Origin of the sequence: Pseudomonas sp. Irchel 3A18 (assembly GCF_900187465.1) — a bacterium.
In the GTDB taxonomy this organism is placed as follows: domain Bacteria; phylum Pseudomonadota; class Gammaproteobacteria; order Pseudomonadales; family Pseudomonadaceae; genus Aquipseudomonas; species Aquipseudomonas cichorii.
Genome location: NZ_FYDI01000001.1, coordinates 471,253 through 485,199, shown reverse-complemented (window position 1 = coordinate 485,199; position 13,947 = coordinate 471,253). Strand labels below are relative to the sequence as shown.

The following is a 13,947-nucleotide window of genomic DNA, read 5'->3' as shown; positions in this document are numbered from 1 at the left end:
TGGCTCGCGGACAAACGGAGCCAGGCCTATTCTTCAGGACATTGAAACAGGTTTTGAAGAGGACAGCAGTATGGGCAAGCGACTTCCCAATCTCCCCACTTGGCAATGGCGCGGCTATGCCGACAACCATCAGCACCCGGCCAATCTTGTCCTGCACCTGATTGCCGTGCCGCTGTTTATCCTTGCTGCTCTGCTGTTGCTCGACGGGATCTTCTCCCTGAGCTTTTCCTCGATTGCGATTGGCATCATCGGCCTGATCGCCGCCCTGGGTTTTCAGCGGCACGGCCACTCTCTGGAAGCACAGACACCAGAGCCCTTCAGCGACAGGAGCGATGCGGTAAAACGTCTGCTGACCGAGCAGTTCGTGACCTTTCCACGCTTTCTGTTAAGTGGCGCGTGGTGGCGGGCCTGGAAGCAGAGGCATCACCAGAGGCATCACCGATGATAAAGAGACACTGCCGATAAGACGGCTTAACCGAAAACCGTGACCGTCTGCCTGCTGATCGCCACCAGTTGTCCATCAGGTGCCCACAGCATGGCAGCGGTATGCCCATAACCATCGCGGGCATGTTCGATCACGGCGCGGTAGCTGCACCAGTCAAGCGTATTCAAGGCGGGTTGCGGCTGCACGAACTCGATGGTCCAGGTCAATGAACTGCCGGGAGTGGGTTTGCTCAAATGTGGCAAAAGCGCAGGTGGCCAGGTATCGACCATCGCCAGAATATGCGCTTCAGTGAGTGACTGAGGCTCTACCTCATCGCGAAAACGCACATAACCGCCAATGGCAAGTGACGGGGTATTGCTGAACGGCAGACCACCCAGCGCCCAGCGCATTTCCATGAAACGCATGTATTCGGGCATCACGCCGCTGATAAAAGGCAATGCCGGGCAATGTTCCAGCGCTTTGAGCTCGGGAGCCGTATCAGCCGCGACCGCAACTACCGACTCACGCGCCGCGCCAAAACTGCCCTGCATCAGGGTCATCACCTGCCCGTTCTGTATCGCTCGCCCCAGCACCTGACTGACCGCCTTGCCCTCGCGCAGGATGTCGACCTCAAAGGAGATCGGCACGCCTGGCTCGGCTGGCCCGACAAAGGTGATCGCCAGGGAACGCACCGGTCTGTCCTGGGGCACACGAGCGCGCATGGCCTCGTATTGCAAGGCCGCCATCAGGCCGCCAAAGCAGGCGCGCCCCTGTGACCACAGAGCCGGGATGGTGACAGACTGGGGGTTGTCGCGCACCGCGTTGAGCAGATCGGAAAAAGTCATGGGAACCTTGGCGTAGGAAAAAGCTGACAGCCGTCATATTAACGACCCCGCCACCTACTGACAGACGCCGTATCGGCCATATTTGCGGCCTGAATGACTTGAGCCCCCGTAATCAGAAACAATCCCTGGCCAATCGCTCCAGTGCAATTTCGGCCTTGCGCTCGGCCCGCACGATACCAATCTGCCAGCCCGCAATGCAGGGCGCCAGATCCGCTTCCTTGCCAGCCTGCGCCAACCACTGCAAATGATCGTGCCAGTTGCCCAGTTCGCTCTGGGCGGCCTTGAGCCTGGCCTGAAGCTTTTTAGGCTGATGACTGAGTTGCGGGTAAGCCTCGGCGGCATAGCGCACACGCTTGATAAGCAAACGCAGGTCGTGTCGATCATGACCCGGATCAGCCATGGCCACCCGCAGCTTCTGCCACTGTTTGTCCATGCGCTTTTCAATGACCTTGCGCAGATCACCCAACCCGCCCTGGCGTTCCTGCATGCGCAGCATGGCCGGAAACTGATCGAGCAAGGCGAGTAACTTGAGCAACTCAGCAGACCTCGCCACTTTCGGGCAGGCCTTGTCCAGGTACTCGTGACGCTTGTCCGCCGCTTCGTGCAGGCCTTTTTTGGCGAGAAACCCGGCAAGTACCTGCATGTCTCGCAAAGGCGTCGTCAACTGGCCAAGGGCCTTGGCGGCGTCTTCCAGCGGCCCGGCGCCCGGCAGCTCGCGCAATGGACGCAACACGCTGCGCAGACGACGAACCGTGGTGCGCAAGTCATGCAGCGCTTCACTGTCGGTGGATACCGCCACACGTGCCTGACAGGCAATCAACTTGACGTCCAGCGCAATGATTTCGGCGATCAGATGGTTCACCATCGACGACATGCACACATCCTCTGAAAAAACGGTTTATGAATGACTGTCCTTCAAGGGCGCCAGGCGCCATGGCAAACGACGGCGCAACGCTTTGAGGCAGCGGCGCAACTCGCTCACCGAAGCGCCACTTGCGCCATAGCGCTGAGCCTGAAACTCCTGAACAAAGGCTTCGATGACATCGGCATGGCGCGGAAAAAAAAGCACGGCGCGACTGCAAAAGGCTTCGGCACCCTCACCCGGCACGCGCCGCAGCCCATGCCGCGCCAGCAGACGCTCGAAGGCCATGAACAGGCGAAGCTGCGAATCACTTTCCCGCTGCCAGGGTTTGAACAGCCACAAGGCTATCAGTGCCAGAACGCTCAGGACACCCCCCACGAAAACCGGCACCTGAAAACCCGAGAACCAGCGGCCCAGCACCTGCAACTGCTGCTGGCCCTGATAGCCCAGCACCCAGCGTTGCCAGCCGTAGTTGAGGCTGTCCCAGCTCAGGCGCAGCGAATTGAGCCAGGCAACGTCCCGGTAACGCAACGCCGACATGGGTGAGTCCTGGAGGAATGCTTCATCGGCAGCCAATGCCTGCTCCAGGCCCTGCTCGATACGCTCGGGCGCCACGGCAGCAGTCGGGTCGACACTGCGCCAGCCAACGTCCGGCTGCCAGTATTCGACCCAGGCGTGGGCATCGAACTGGCGCACGGTCAGGTACTGGCCGTCCGGATTCAACTCACCGCCCTGATAACCCGCCACCACACGCGCCGGAATCCCTGCCGCCCGCAACACAAACGTCATGGCTCCGGCGTAATGGCCACAGAAACCCTGCCTGCTGACAAACAGGAAATCATCGATGCTGTCGATCCCGAGCGTCGTGGGCTTGAGGGTGTAATGAAACGGCTGCTCACGAAAATACCGCTGCATGGCTTCCACCAGCGCATCGGGTTTTGGGTAGCGGCGCAACAAGTCCCTGGCCCATTGCCGGGCTTGTTCATTCCCCTTGGCAGGCAATTGCAGGTCCTGGCGCTGAATGTTTTCGGTCAGTTGCGCATCACGAACCGCCTGTGGCCATGAGGTCACGGCGAACATCATGGACTGATCGACAGGCCGCCTGCGCTGCAAACGGAAATCGCTCATCTGGCGCACCTCGGCCAGGGTCGTTTCGCCAACATCGAGAATCGGCAGCCACGGACGCCCACTGGGTTCCATGACAATGCTGTAGGCGATTGCATCCCCGCGTTTTTGCCACTGCGGCACCTGCACCGTCTGGGCGCGCAACGATTGCGACCAGCGACGACCATCGAACTGCTCAAGGGTCAGGCTGCGCCAGTACAACTGATTACGCGCCGGCACAGCCCCCTCGAAACTGGCGCGAAACACCAGGGCTGGCGATTTGCTCAATTCCGTCAGGTCACCCGGCGACATGCTGTCGGACAGGCCGGTCACGCCCTTGTTGCTCGGCTGCGGCAGCGCCCATAACGGATCGAGACGCGGAAAGAACAGAAACAGCAGCAACATCAGCGGCACGGCCTGGGCTATAAGTTTGAAACTCAGTTTCAGGCTGTTGACGGGCTTGCTGGCCAGATCCGATTGTTGCAGGCCGATCAGCGATGCCAGCAAGGCGGCAATGGGCAACAGGCTCAATAGCGCCCAGAGCAGGTTGTCCTCGAACAGATAACCCACTACCACGCAAAAGAATCCCAAAAAAATCAGCACCAACGCATCGCGCCGGGTCTGCATCTCCAGCATCTTGAGCACAAAGGCGGCAATCAGCAACGCGGCCCCGGCATCAAGCCCCACCAGACTGCCCCGCGCCAGGTACACACCACCAGCCGTCCCCACCAACAGGCCTGACTTGACCCAGTTGCCCGGCATGCGGGCCCGCATGCGCATGACTTGCACACGCCAGGTCATGCACCCCAGCCACAGCAGGATGATGGATACCGGCAGATGGGTGATGAACGGCAGGATGACCAGAGCCTGGGCCAGTAACAGCCAGATCAGGCCTGGACGCGGAACGGGTTGTCCGAGGCTGACGTTGTTCATGAGCGATTGCCGAACAGTGCCAGCTGGCGCAGGCAGGTTTCGCGATGAGCATCGCTGCTGTCCACCGCCGACAGGAAACCCGGCAAACGCAAGGCAAAGGGCTGCTGACGCTGTGACAGTTCCAACACCCAGTAACACAGACGCGACAAACGCTCCTCGATGTCGCCCCCCAACGCCATGAAATCCAGGCACAGCTCATGGCCGCTCAAATCAGTGAAGTCCTTGACCAGCAGGCCCTGGCCTCGGGAATACGCCTTCCAGTGCAGGCGTCGGCGGTTATCGCCGGGCTGATAGCTGCGCAATCCCTGATAATCATCAACCCCCGCGCCCTGAGTCGCCTGGCCATCGTCCTGGGCATGAGGCTGCACGCCCTGAAGCAGCGGCATCGCACCGGCTATCGGACGGGGATAAATCAATACGGTCTGCTCCAGATCCAGCCAGCTCCAGGCCCGGAAAATCCCCAGGGGAAACACGCTCTCGACACGCAATCGGGGAGCGCGCAGCCAGCCACGGGTTTCGGCGGGCAGTGTCAGCTCCACCTCCGTCAAGCCTTCGGCAGTCACATCGCCAGGCTGCAGTGCTTGCGCATTCCAGCCAAGCCCGAGGGCCTGATGGGCATGGCCGGCACTTTCCAGTCGCAGGCGCAACTGCACCGGCTCACCGACAAACACCGAACGCGCCAGACCGGCACTGAGCACCAGCCCGCCAAGATTGCGGTAGGTATGCAGGATGGCCAGTATCCCCACCGACAACAGCAGAAAGGTCAAGCCATAAGCCAGGCTGTTCTGGTAATTGATGGAAACCAGCAGCATCAGGAACACCACAAGCACGAACGTCGCGCCGGTACGGGTCGGCAGGATGAAAATACGCCGATGATCCAGCTTGATTCGCGCCGCCGGGGGAATCCGTCGCCCCAGCCAGCGCTGCCAGAGCGGTTTGAGCTGTTGGATCAAAGCACCGGCACCTCACGAAGCAACCACTGCACCAGTGCCCCGCCACCATGACCGGTCGGGTCGCTGCGCTCGCGCAGACGATGACCCACCACGGACGGCAACACCGCCTGCACATCTTCGGGGATCACATAATCGCGGCCCAGCAACAAGGCCCAGGCCCGCGCCGCCGAAACAATCGCCAGGCTGGCCCGGGGCGAAAGCCCGTAGGCGAACTGCGGCTGGCTTCGAGTCGCGTCCACCAGACGCAAGACATAATCCACCAGCGCATCGCTGACCCGCACCTGCCGGGCCTGGGCCTGCAACAGACCCAGTTCGGCATGGTTGAGTATCGGTTGCAGACGCGGCATCAGTTCGCGTCGGGATTGCCCCAGCAGCAAGGCTTTTTCAGCCGCCTTGGCGGGATACCCCATGGAAATGCGCATCAGGAAACGATCCAGCTGCGACTCGGGCAAGGCAAAAGTGCCGCCGGAACTGAACGGGTTCTGGGTCGCTATCACAAAGAACGGATCGGGCAACAGCCGCGTCGCGCCCTCGATGGAAACCTGCCCTTCTTCCATCGCTTCCAGCAAGGCACTCTGGCTCTTGGGCGTCGCCCGGTTGATTTCGTCGGCCAGTACCAGTTCAGCGAAGATCGGCCCCGGATGAAAGGTGAACTGCCCGGTATCACGATCGAACACTGATGTGCCCAGAATATCGCCGGGCAACAGGTCCGAGGTGAACTGGATACGCTGATAGCTCAAGCCCAGGATCCGGGCCAGAGCATGGCTGAGGGTGGTCTTGCCCATGCCCGGCAAGTCCTCGATCAACAGATGACCGCCCCCCAGCAGGCACGTCATTGCCAGACGCACCTGCCCTTCCTTGCCCAGCACCACTTCGTTTATGGCACTGAGACATGCATCGAGTTTTCTGCCCATCTGAAAGCCTCTCCAGCCGACTGCCTATAAAGCCATTGGGACTGCAAACGATGCCATCACGCATAACCACTTTAAGGTTAGCGTAGGCCTTTTCGCCAGAGGAGAGAGGAGAATTGCTTTTGGAGGTGTGGGGTTCGCGAATGAATTCGCCCCTACCGGGAGCCAATTCATTCGCGAAGGCCGGATCAGCGACCGGCGCGGGACTCGCGAATATAAAAGCGTGCTTTCTCGGCCTTTTGCGTACAACCTTCAAACGCCTCGAATTGCTGCTGAGTCTTGGCACCGGTCAGGAGCGACAGCGCCTTGGAGTAACTGACCGTACCGGCAAAACCTTCGGCCTTGGCCAGATCCAGCTCCTGCCAAGCGCTGTCGAGCTGACTGGCGCAGCTGTCCCGGTATCCGGTCTTGCCGGCACAACCTGCAAGGACCACGATGAACAATGGCAAACAGATCCAGGCTTTCATGGGGTGTTACCTCAGACGTGAAAAATAGAGTGTGCGGCTTTGACGATGCTGGCCACTAAAAGTGCCGTAAGCAACTGTTTTCATTGCATGGCATTCTGCATTACCCGGTCATGGATCGATACCTGTCAGGAGCATTCTGATGAAAAAACGAATAGCACTGGTGCTGGGCTCCGGCGGAGCTCGTGGTTATGCCCATATCGGCGTGATCGAAGAGCTGGAACGGCGCAATTATGAAATTTCCTGCATTGCAGGCTGCTCGATGGGCGCTGTAGTGGGTGGTATCTATGCTGCTGGCAAGCTGGAGCAGTATCGCAAATGGATCGAAAGCCTCGATTACCTGGATGTATTGAGGCTGGTGGACGTGAGTTTCCGGCTGGGGGCGATTCGTGGCGAGAAGGTTTTCGGACACATTCGCGATATCGTCGGCGAGATCAATATCGAAGACCTGCGCATTCCCTACACGGCTGTGGCGACCGACCTCACGAACCAGCAAGAGATATGGTTTCAGGAAGGCTGCCTGCATCAGGCCATGCGCGCCTCGGCAGCGATTCCCAGCCTGTTTACCCCGGTCATGCAGGGAGGCCGGATGCTGGTAGATGGCGGATTGCTCAACCCGCTGCCTATCGTGCCGGTGGTTTCCAGCCACTGCGATCTGATCGTGGCGATCAACCTCAACGCCACCAATCAGCAGCAGTATCAGCTACCGACGATTGAGCGCCCGCCGGCCGTGAAAAAACGTGTCGACTCGCTGATCAGCTCACTGGGCTCGCGCCTGCCGTTCCGGCGCAAGCTCGAAGCTGTCGAGGGAGGATCGAGCAGCCTGAAACCTGCAGCAGCGCTTATCGAAAACCCTTGGCTGGGCGAAGAATCCGCCGACCCGCTGGGCCAGCAACCCGCCGCCGCACCTCAGGCCACCGGCGCCCCGAAATCGGCCAGCGGCTCAGTCATTATCGACAATGTAGGGCCGGCCTCGTTGCTGGACCTGATCAACCAGAGTTTCGAGGTGATGCAGACGTCCCTGGCGCAATACAAGATCGCCGGTTATCCGCCGGACATTCTGATCAACGTTCCAAAACGGGTCTGCCGGTTCTTCGAGTTTTACAAGGCACCGGAACTGATCGCGCTGGGCCGTGAGATTGCCAGGGATACGCTGGATCGGTATGAAAGTGAGCATGAGTAGGAACGAATTCATTCGCGAGACGGCATTTCAGGCGCTGCATGTTCTTTGAGTGTACCGGCCTCTCGCGAATGAACTGGCTCCAGGTCAGCCGCCCATCAAGCGGTATCCGACCCCCGCCTCGGTCACGATAAATCGCGGGGCGGCAGGGTCATCGGCCAGTTTCTGTCGCAGGTGCCCTACCACAATCCGCAAATAGTGGCTGTCCTCGGTATGAGTCGGCCCCCAGATATCCTTGAGCAATTGCTGCTGGGTGATGACCCGTCCCGGATAGCGCGCCAGTTGCGCCAGCACCGCGTACTCTTTGCGGGTCAGCGACACCTCGACGCCCTCAAGCAACACACGCCGATAGGCAAGGTCCACCGTCAACGGGCCGATATTGACTGCCGCTTCCGGCTTATCGCCAACCGGCACCTGACGCAATAACGCACGAACCCTGGCCAGGAATTCCTGGATACCGAACGGTTTGGTCACATAATCATTGGCCCCGGCATCCAGCGCCTGGACCTTCTGCACTTCACTGGCCCGTACGGAAAGCACCAGCACCGGCACACTCGACCACTCGCGAAACTCGCTCAGCACCTGTTGACCGTCCATATCCGGCAAACCCAGGTCGAGCACCAGCAAGTCAGGCTTGCTCAGCGCCGCCTGGCTCAAGCCGTCGGTGCCGGTTGCCGCTTCAAGTACTTTGTACCCCTGCGAGACGAGGCTGATGCGCAAGAACTTGCGAATCTGCGGCTCGTCGTCGATCACCAGAATGGTCGCGGTCTGACTCATGATATCCCTGGGTGTTCAATGGCCGAGTGGGCCATAAGCCTAACGTAAAGCGTCCTCAAGACAACGATTCCGTTTCTGCTTCCGGCTGGGCTTGCAGTGGCAGGTGCAAGGTGATGCTGGTGCCCTGCCCGTCAATGCCCGCGCCGACGCTGACCCGTCCGCCATGGGCACCGACCATGCCTTGACAGATCGCCAGCCCCAGCCCCGTGCCCTGCCCGCCACGATCCCCTCGGGCGGCGGTGTAGAACATGTCGAAAATCTTCGACCGCTCGCTCTCGGGAATCCCCGGACCTTCATCGCTGACAGCAAATATCAGTTCGCCGTTCTCGACGGTGACCGCCATCTGCAGACGGCCATTGAGTGGCGAAAAGCGCGCCGCGTTTTCCAGCACATTGACCAGCGCCTGCTCGATCAGCGCCGCATGCACATACAACAGCGGCAGTTCGGCAGATACCTGGGCCTCGACCTGCAACGGCGCCATCACGGCACGCAAACGGCTGAGTGCGCTGCCGACGATATCACCGGGCGATACCCAGTCCCGTGCCAGCTTAAGGGCACCGTGCCCCAGGCGGGTCATGTCCAGCAGGTTCTGAATGTAGCGATCCAGACGCTCGGCCTCGTCCCGGGTGCCTTCCAGCAGTTCACGACGGTCCTCCAGAGAAATGGCCTCGCCCAGCGCCAGCAGGCTGTCGATGCTGCCGCGCATGGACGTCAGGGGCGTGCGCAAATCATGAGATACCGACGCCAGCAAGGCACTGCGCAACTGCTCGGTTTCCCCATGCAAGCGTGCTGCTTCAAGATCCTCGGCCAGCCGCGCACGGGCCAGCGCCTGGGCCAGTGGCTGGCTGAGCGCGATCAACAGACGGCGACGCTGGGCAGTGAATTCCTGGCCGTCGCGAGGACACACGCCCAGCAAGGCCAGCGGCCCGTTTTCACCGGACAATGGCCACCACCACCAACGACCGGACGGCAAGGTGCCGGTGCCGTAGCCCGCCGCCTGATCGTGCTGCCAGGCCCAGTCTGCCGCCGCACGCTCCGATTCGGACAGTGGCGCAATATCGTCGCTGAGTTTCCAGCCGCCCTGCCCGTCGCGGTCCAGCAGGCAGACTTGCAGCTCCTGCCAGCCATTCAAATGATGTTCGGCGGCGCTGAGCACGGCCTGACGATCCGTCGCGGCAGTCATCTTGCGGGACAGGTCCAGCAATTCGCTGGTCTGTTCCTGAGTATCGCGCAAGGCTTCCAGTTGCCGACGCTGGCGGGCCGCCAGATTACCGGTCAGGGCAGACATCAGCAGAAAGAACAGCAAGGTCAGCACGTCTTCTTCGCGCTGGATGATCAGGGAAAAACTCGGCGGCATGAACAGAAAGTCATAAGCCAGGAACGACAACACCGAACAGGCCAGCGCCGGGCCCACGCTGGTGCGTATCGCCACCAGCAGGACAGCCGCCAGAAACACCAGCGAGATATTCGGCAGATCCAGTACGTTCGACACCGCCCAGGCCACGGCACTGGCCAGTACGGTCGCAATCAGGGCCAGGAAATAATCGAACCATGGCGCAGGCCGGGACGAGCGAACCCGTGGCTGATCCGGCAATGGCTCGCTGTCCAGCACACTGATTTCAAGGCCATGGGCCTCACGCAAAAGACGCTCGGCAACCCCGCCGCCGAACAGCCGCCGACGCAGGCGCGGCTGCGACTGGCCAACCAGAACCACGCTGGCCCGGCGCTCGGCCGCATGCTGAATCAGGGTTCTGGCCACTTCACCTGCACGCAGTTGCACCACTTCCCCTCCCAGCCGTTCGGCCAGTTGCTGGGCTCGCTGCAAACGGGCGCGGGACTGTTCGTCGAAAGGCCGGCCATTGTCGACATGCACCAGCGTCCAGGGCAAATGCCGACGCTGGGCAACACGGCTGGCATGACGAACCAGACGCTCGGCATGGATGTCGCCATCCACACACACCAGCAACCGACCGCGCACAGCAGGCGCGTCCTGCCCCAACTGGCGGTAGCCTTGGGCGAGGTCATTATCGACCTGTGCCGCAGCCGTCTGCATCGCCAGTTCGCGCAAGGCCGTAAGGTTGGTCTGGGTAAAGAACGCATCGATGGCCGCCCGCGCCTGTTCCGGCACATAGACCTTGCCGTCGCGCAGGCGCTCCAGCAGTTCACGGGGCGGCAGGTCAATCAGCACCAACTCATAGGCTTCCTGCAACACCCAGTCGGGCAGGGTTTCCCGGACCTGCACGCCGGTAATCCCGCGCACCTGATCGTTGAGGCTTTCCAGATGCTGGACATTGACAGTGGTGTAGACATTGATGCCCGCCGCCAGCAGCTCCTGAATGTCCTGCCAGCGTTTCGCGTGGCGACTGCCCGGCGCATTGCTGTGGGCCAGCTCGTCCACCAGCGCCAGTTCCGGGCGCTGTTTGAGCAGGCCATCGAGGTCCATCTCTTCCAGGGTCACGCCACGGTATTGCGAGCGCAGCAGAGGCTGTTGCGGCAGACCGCCCAGCAATGCCTCGGTTTCTGCGCGACCATGGGTTTCAACCACACCTGCCAGCACCTTCACGCCCTGACGCAACTGGCCATGGGCAGCCTGCAGCATGGCGTAGGTCTTGCCGACGCCAGGCGCAGCGCCCAGAAACACTTTCAAACGCCCACGCCCGGCTCTGGGCATATCGGCTAACAAGGCATCGGCACGGCCGGAATCACTCATGGTTGTTACTACTCACTCAAAGTTGTGCCTGGCGTTGCGCAGACGTTAACTGATTCAGGGCACGATTCAAGTCCAGCACATTAACCACGGGCGGGCCAATCAGGGATCGCTCGGTGTTGGCCTCGATCAAGGCCTGAACCTGCTCCAGCGGCAACTTGCGCGCCGCCGCGACCCGTGCAGCCTGATAGGTAACGGAGGACGGCGGCAGGTGCGGATCCAGGCCGCTGCCTGAAGTTGTCAGCAAGGCCAGCGGCACTGCGCCCTGCCCTGCAACGGCCAGTTTGGCGGCCTCTTCGGTGACACGGGTCGCCAGGGCCGGATTACTCGGCGCCAGGTTGCTCGCGCTGCTGGAAACCGTGGCGAAGGCGCCGGCTGAGGGACGCGACTGGAACCATTCATCGCCGCTGAAGGCCTGGGCAATCAGCTCCGAGCCTTGCACTTTGCCGCTGGCGTCGTAAACCAGACTGCCATTGGCCTGCTCGGGGAAAGCCACCTGAGCCACACCGGTCACCGCCAATGGATAAGCCACACCGGTCAGCACAGTCATCAACACAATCAGGCTCAAGGCCGGACGCAATACAGTGGACATCATCAGTTCCTCATAGAGAATTGCAACACTTCATGCAGGAGCGAACTTGTTCGCGAAAGCGGTATTCCATAGAGCCTCTGTCTTTCGCGAATGAATTCGCTCCTACACATTGGGTCCGGTTTTACACCAGCCCCAATCCAACCAGCAGCATGTCGATCAGCTTGATCCCCACGAACGGCACGATGATGCCGCCCACCCCATAGATCAGCAGGTTGCGGCGCAGCAGATGAGCCGCGCTGGCGGCCTGGACTCGTACGCCGCGCAGGGCCAGCGGGATCAGCAGCACGATAATCAAGGCGTTGAAGACGATGGCCGAGACAATCGCGCTTTGCGGGCTGGCCAGTTGCATGATGTTCAGCACGCCCAGTTGCGGGTAGATCGCAGCGAACAGGGCCGGCAGGATCGCGAAGTATTTGGCGATATCGTTGGCGATGGAAAAGGTTGTCAGCGCCCCGCGGGTCACCAGCAGTTCCTTGCCGATCTGCACCACATCCAGCAACTTGGTCGGATCGCTGTCCAGATCGACCATGTTCGCTGCTTCCCGCGCCGCCTGGGTGCCGTCGTTCATCGCCATGCCGACGTCCGCCTGAGCCAGTGCAGGCGCATCGTTGGCACCGTCGCCACACATGGCAACCAGCCGCCCTTCGTTCTGCTCGGCGCGAATACGCTCCAGCTTCTTCTCCGGCGTCGCTTCAGCCAGCACATCGTCCACACCGGCTTCGGCGGCAATCGCCGCAGCGGTCAGCGGGTTGTCGCCCGTGACCATCACGGTGCGAATGCCCAGTTTGCGCAGTTCGGCAAAACGCTCGCGGATGCCAGGCTTGACCACGTCCTTGAGGTGGATGGCGCCCAGCAGTTTCTTGTCGACACACACCAGCAATGGCGTACCGCCAGTCTTGGCGATCTTGTCGATTTCCCGGGCCAGAGCCTCAGGCAGGTCGCGACGTTGCAGATCCACAAAGGCCAGCAATGAATCCACGGCACCCTTGCGGTACTGGTGACCTTGATAATCCACGCCGGACAAACGGGTTTCTGCGCTGAAAGGCACAGCCGTCAGTTGCGAAGGTTTTGGCTCGCTGATCGGGTGCAGGTTACGCAGGTATTCGACGATGGATTTACCTTCAGCCGTGTCATCAGCCAGGGACGCCAGCAAGGCGCCGTCGCTCATCTCTTTGGCCGTGACACCCGTCGCGGAATACAGCGCGCTGCAACGACGGTTACCAAAGGTGATGGTGCCGGTCTTGTCCAGCAGCAGCACGTGCACATCACCGGCAGCCTCCACGGCACGGCCGGACTTGGCGATGACATTGAGGCGCACCAGCCGGTCCATGCCCGCGATACCGATGGCCGACAATAAGCCGCCGATGGTGGTAGGAATCAGAGTCACCAGCAGCGCTACCAGAAACACCAGCGGCAGGCTGCCACCGGCAAAGTGGGCGAACGGCTGCAAGGTCACGACCACCAGCAGGAAGATCAGGGTCAGGCCGATCAGCAGGATATCCAGCGCCACTTCGTTGGGCGTTTTCTGACGTTTTGCACCTTCGACCAGGGCAATCATGCGGTCCAGGGTCGATTCGCCGGGGTTGGTGCTGATCTGTATCAGCAGCCAGTCGGACACCAGCCGGGTGTTGCCGGTCACCGCCGAACGGTCGCCGCCAGACTCACGGATGACCGGCGCCGATTCACCGGTAATCGCCGCTTCGTTGACCGCTGCAATACCTTCGATGACTTCGCCGTCACCGGGGATCATTTCCCCGGCCTCGACGCGCACCACGTCGCCTTTGCGCAAGGCGCTGGCATTGACCATGCTGAACGCGCCAGACTCATCGCGACGCCGCGCCTTGAGCCCTTCACTGCCCGCCTTTAGACTGTCGGCTCGCGCCTTGCCGCGCCCTTCGGCCAAGGCTTCGGCAAAGTTGGCAAACAACACGGTGAACCACAGCCACAGGGCGATCTGCAACGCAACGCCGATCGGTACAGCCGGGTCGGGAATCAGGCATAGAACCGTGGTCAGGATGGCGGTCAGTTCCACCACCAGCATCACCGGCGAGCGGGCCAGTTGACGAGGGTCGAGCTTGACGAAGGCTTGCACCAGCGCACCGCGCCAAAGCGACGAGAAACTGGTTTTTGCCGGATCGGCCACTGCTGGCGCTTCAGACGGCTTTGTCACAGGAATCTGCATATTCATCATCGGC

12 protein-coding genes are annotated in these 13,947 nt (G+C 61.1%); 2 read left to right on the top strand and 10 right to left on the bottom strand.

The features are described 5' to 3' along the window. The first annotated feature begins 70 nt into the window (after nucleotides 1-70). On the top strand, nucleotides 71-445 hold the full coding sequence (locus tag CKW23_RS02060; RefSeq protein ID WP_025260595.1) for an Mpo1-like protein: 375 nt from the start codon (nucleotides 71-73) through the stop codon (nucleotides 443-445). A 26-nt stretch (nucleotides 446-471) separates the two neighbouring features. Here the strand turns inward: CKW23_RS02060 and CKW23_RS02055 are convergent, their stop codons facing one another. The 6 genes from CKW23_RS02055 to CKW23_RS02030 form a co-directional block, all read right to left on the bottom strand. Beyond that, nucleotides 472-1,269, bottom strand: coding sequence for an acyl-CoA thioesterase II (locus CKW23_RS02055; protein WP_025260596.1), 798 nt, complete (start codon nucleotides 1,267-1,269; stop codon nucleotides 472-474). A 112-nt stretch (nucleotides 1,270-1,381) separates the two neighbouring features. After that, complete coding sequence (locus CKW23_RS02050; RefSeq protein ID WP_176767547.1) at nucleotides 1,382-2,134, bottom strand: CHAD domain-containing protein; 753 nt, start codon at nucleotides 2,132-2,134, stop codon at nucleotides 1,382-1,384. A 33-nt stretch (nucleotides 2,135-2,167) separates the two neighbouring features. Continuing rightward, a complete protein-coding gene (locus tag CKW23_RS02045; RefSeq protein ID WP_025260598.1) occupies nucleotides 2,168-4,168 on the bottom strand; it encodes a DUF3488 and transglutaminase-like domain-containing protein in 2,001 nt (666 codons plus the stop codon). Further along, a complete protein-coding gene (locus CKW23_RS02040) occupies nucleotides 4,165-5,121 on the bottom strand; it encodes a DUF58 domain-containing protein (protein ID WP_025260599.1) in 957 nt (318 codons plus the stop codon). Before CKW23_RS02040 ends, CKW23_RS02045 begins: the two co-directional genes overlap by 4 nt. After that, on the bottom strand, nucleotides 5,118-6,035 hold the full coding sequence (locus CKW23_RS02035; protein WP_025260600.1) for a MoxR family ATPase: 918 nt from the start codon (nucleotides 6,033-6,035) through the stop codon (nucleotides 5,118-5,120). Before CKW23_RS02035 ends, CKW23_RS02040 begins: the two co-directional genes overlap by 4 nt. 185 nt (nucleotides 6,036-6,220) lie before the next feature. Next, the gene (locus CKW23_RS02030) at nucleotides 6,221-6,499 is read right to left on the bottom strand and encodes a hypothetical protein (RefSeq protein ID WP_025260601.1); all 279 of its coding nucleotides are present in this window, start codon (nucleotides 6,497-6,499) and stop codon (nucleotides 6,221-6,223) included. Nucleotides 6,500-6,638: 139 nt separating this feature from the next. Here CKW23_RS02030 and CKW23_RS02025 point away from each other — a divergent pair, with 139 nt between their 5' ends. After that, nucleotides 6,639-7,679 carry a patatin-like phospholipase family protein gene (locus tag CKW23_RS02025; protein WP_025260602.1) on the top strand — a complete coding sequence of 347 codons (1,041 nt, stop codon included), beginning with the start codon at nucleotides 6,639-6,641 and terminating at the stop codon, nucleotides 7,677-7,679. An 84-nt stretch (nucleotides 7,680-7,763) separates the two neighbouring features. Here the strand turns inward: CKW23_RS02025 and CKW23_RS02020 are convergent, their stop codons facing one another. From CKW23_RS02020 to kdpB, 4 genes are all read right to left on the bottom strand, one after another. Further along, nucleotides 7,764-8,453 carry a response regulator gene (locus CKW23_RS02020; RefSeq protein ID WP_025260603.1) on the bottom strand — a complete coding sequence of 230 codons (690 nt, stop codon included), beginning with the start codon at nucleotides 8,451-8,453 and terminating at the stop codon, nucleotides 7,764-7,766. A 55-nt stretch (nucleotides 8,454-8,508) separates the two neighbouring features. Then, complete coding sequence (locus tag CKW23_RS02015; RefSeq protein ID WP_025260604.1) at nucleotides 8,509-11,163, bottom strand: sensor histidine kinase KdpD; 2,655 nt, start codon at nucleotides 11,161-11,163, stop codon at nucleotides 8,509-8,511. 16 nt (nucleotides 11,164-11,179) lie between these two features. Then, entirely contained in the window at nucleotides 11,180-11,752 is a 573-nt protein-coding gene (gene kdpC, locus CKW23_RS02010) for a potassium-transporting ATPase subunit KdpC (protein WP_025260605.1), read from the bottom strand. A 121-nt stretch (nucleotides 11,753-11,873) separates the two neighbouring features. After that, nucleotides 11,874-13,940, bottom strand: a complete 2,067-nt coding sequence (kdpB, locus tag CKW23_RS02005) for a potassium-transporting ATPase subunit KdpB (RefSeq protein ID WP_025260606.1) — start codon at nucleotides 13,938-13,940, stop codon at nucleotides 11,874-11,876. Nucleotides 13,941-13,947: the final 7 nt, after the last annotated feature.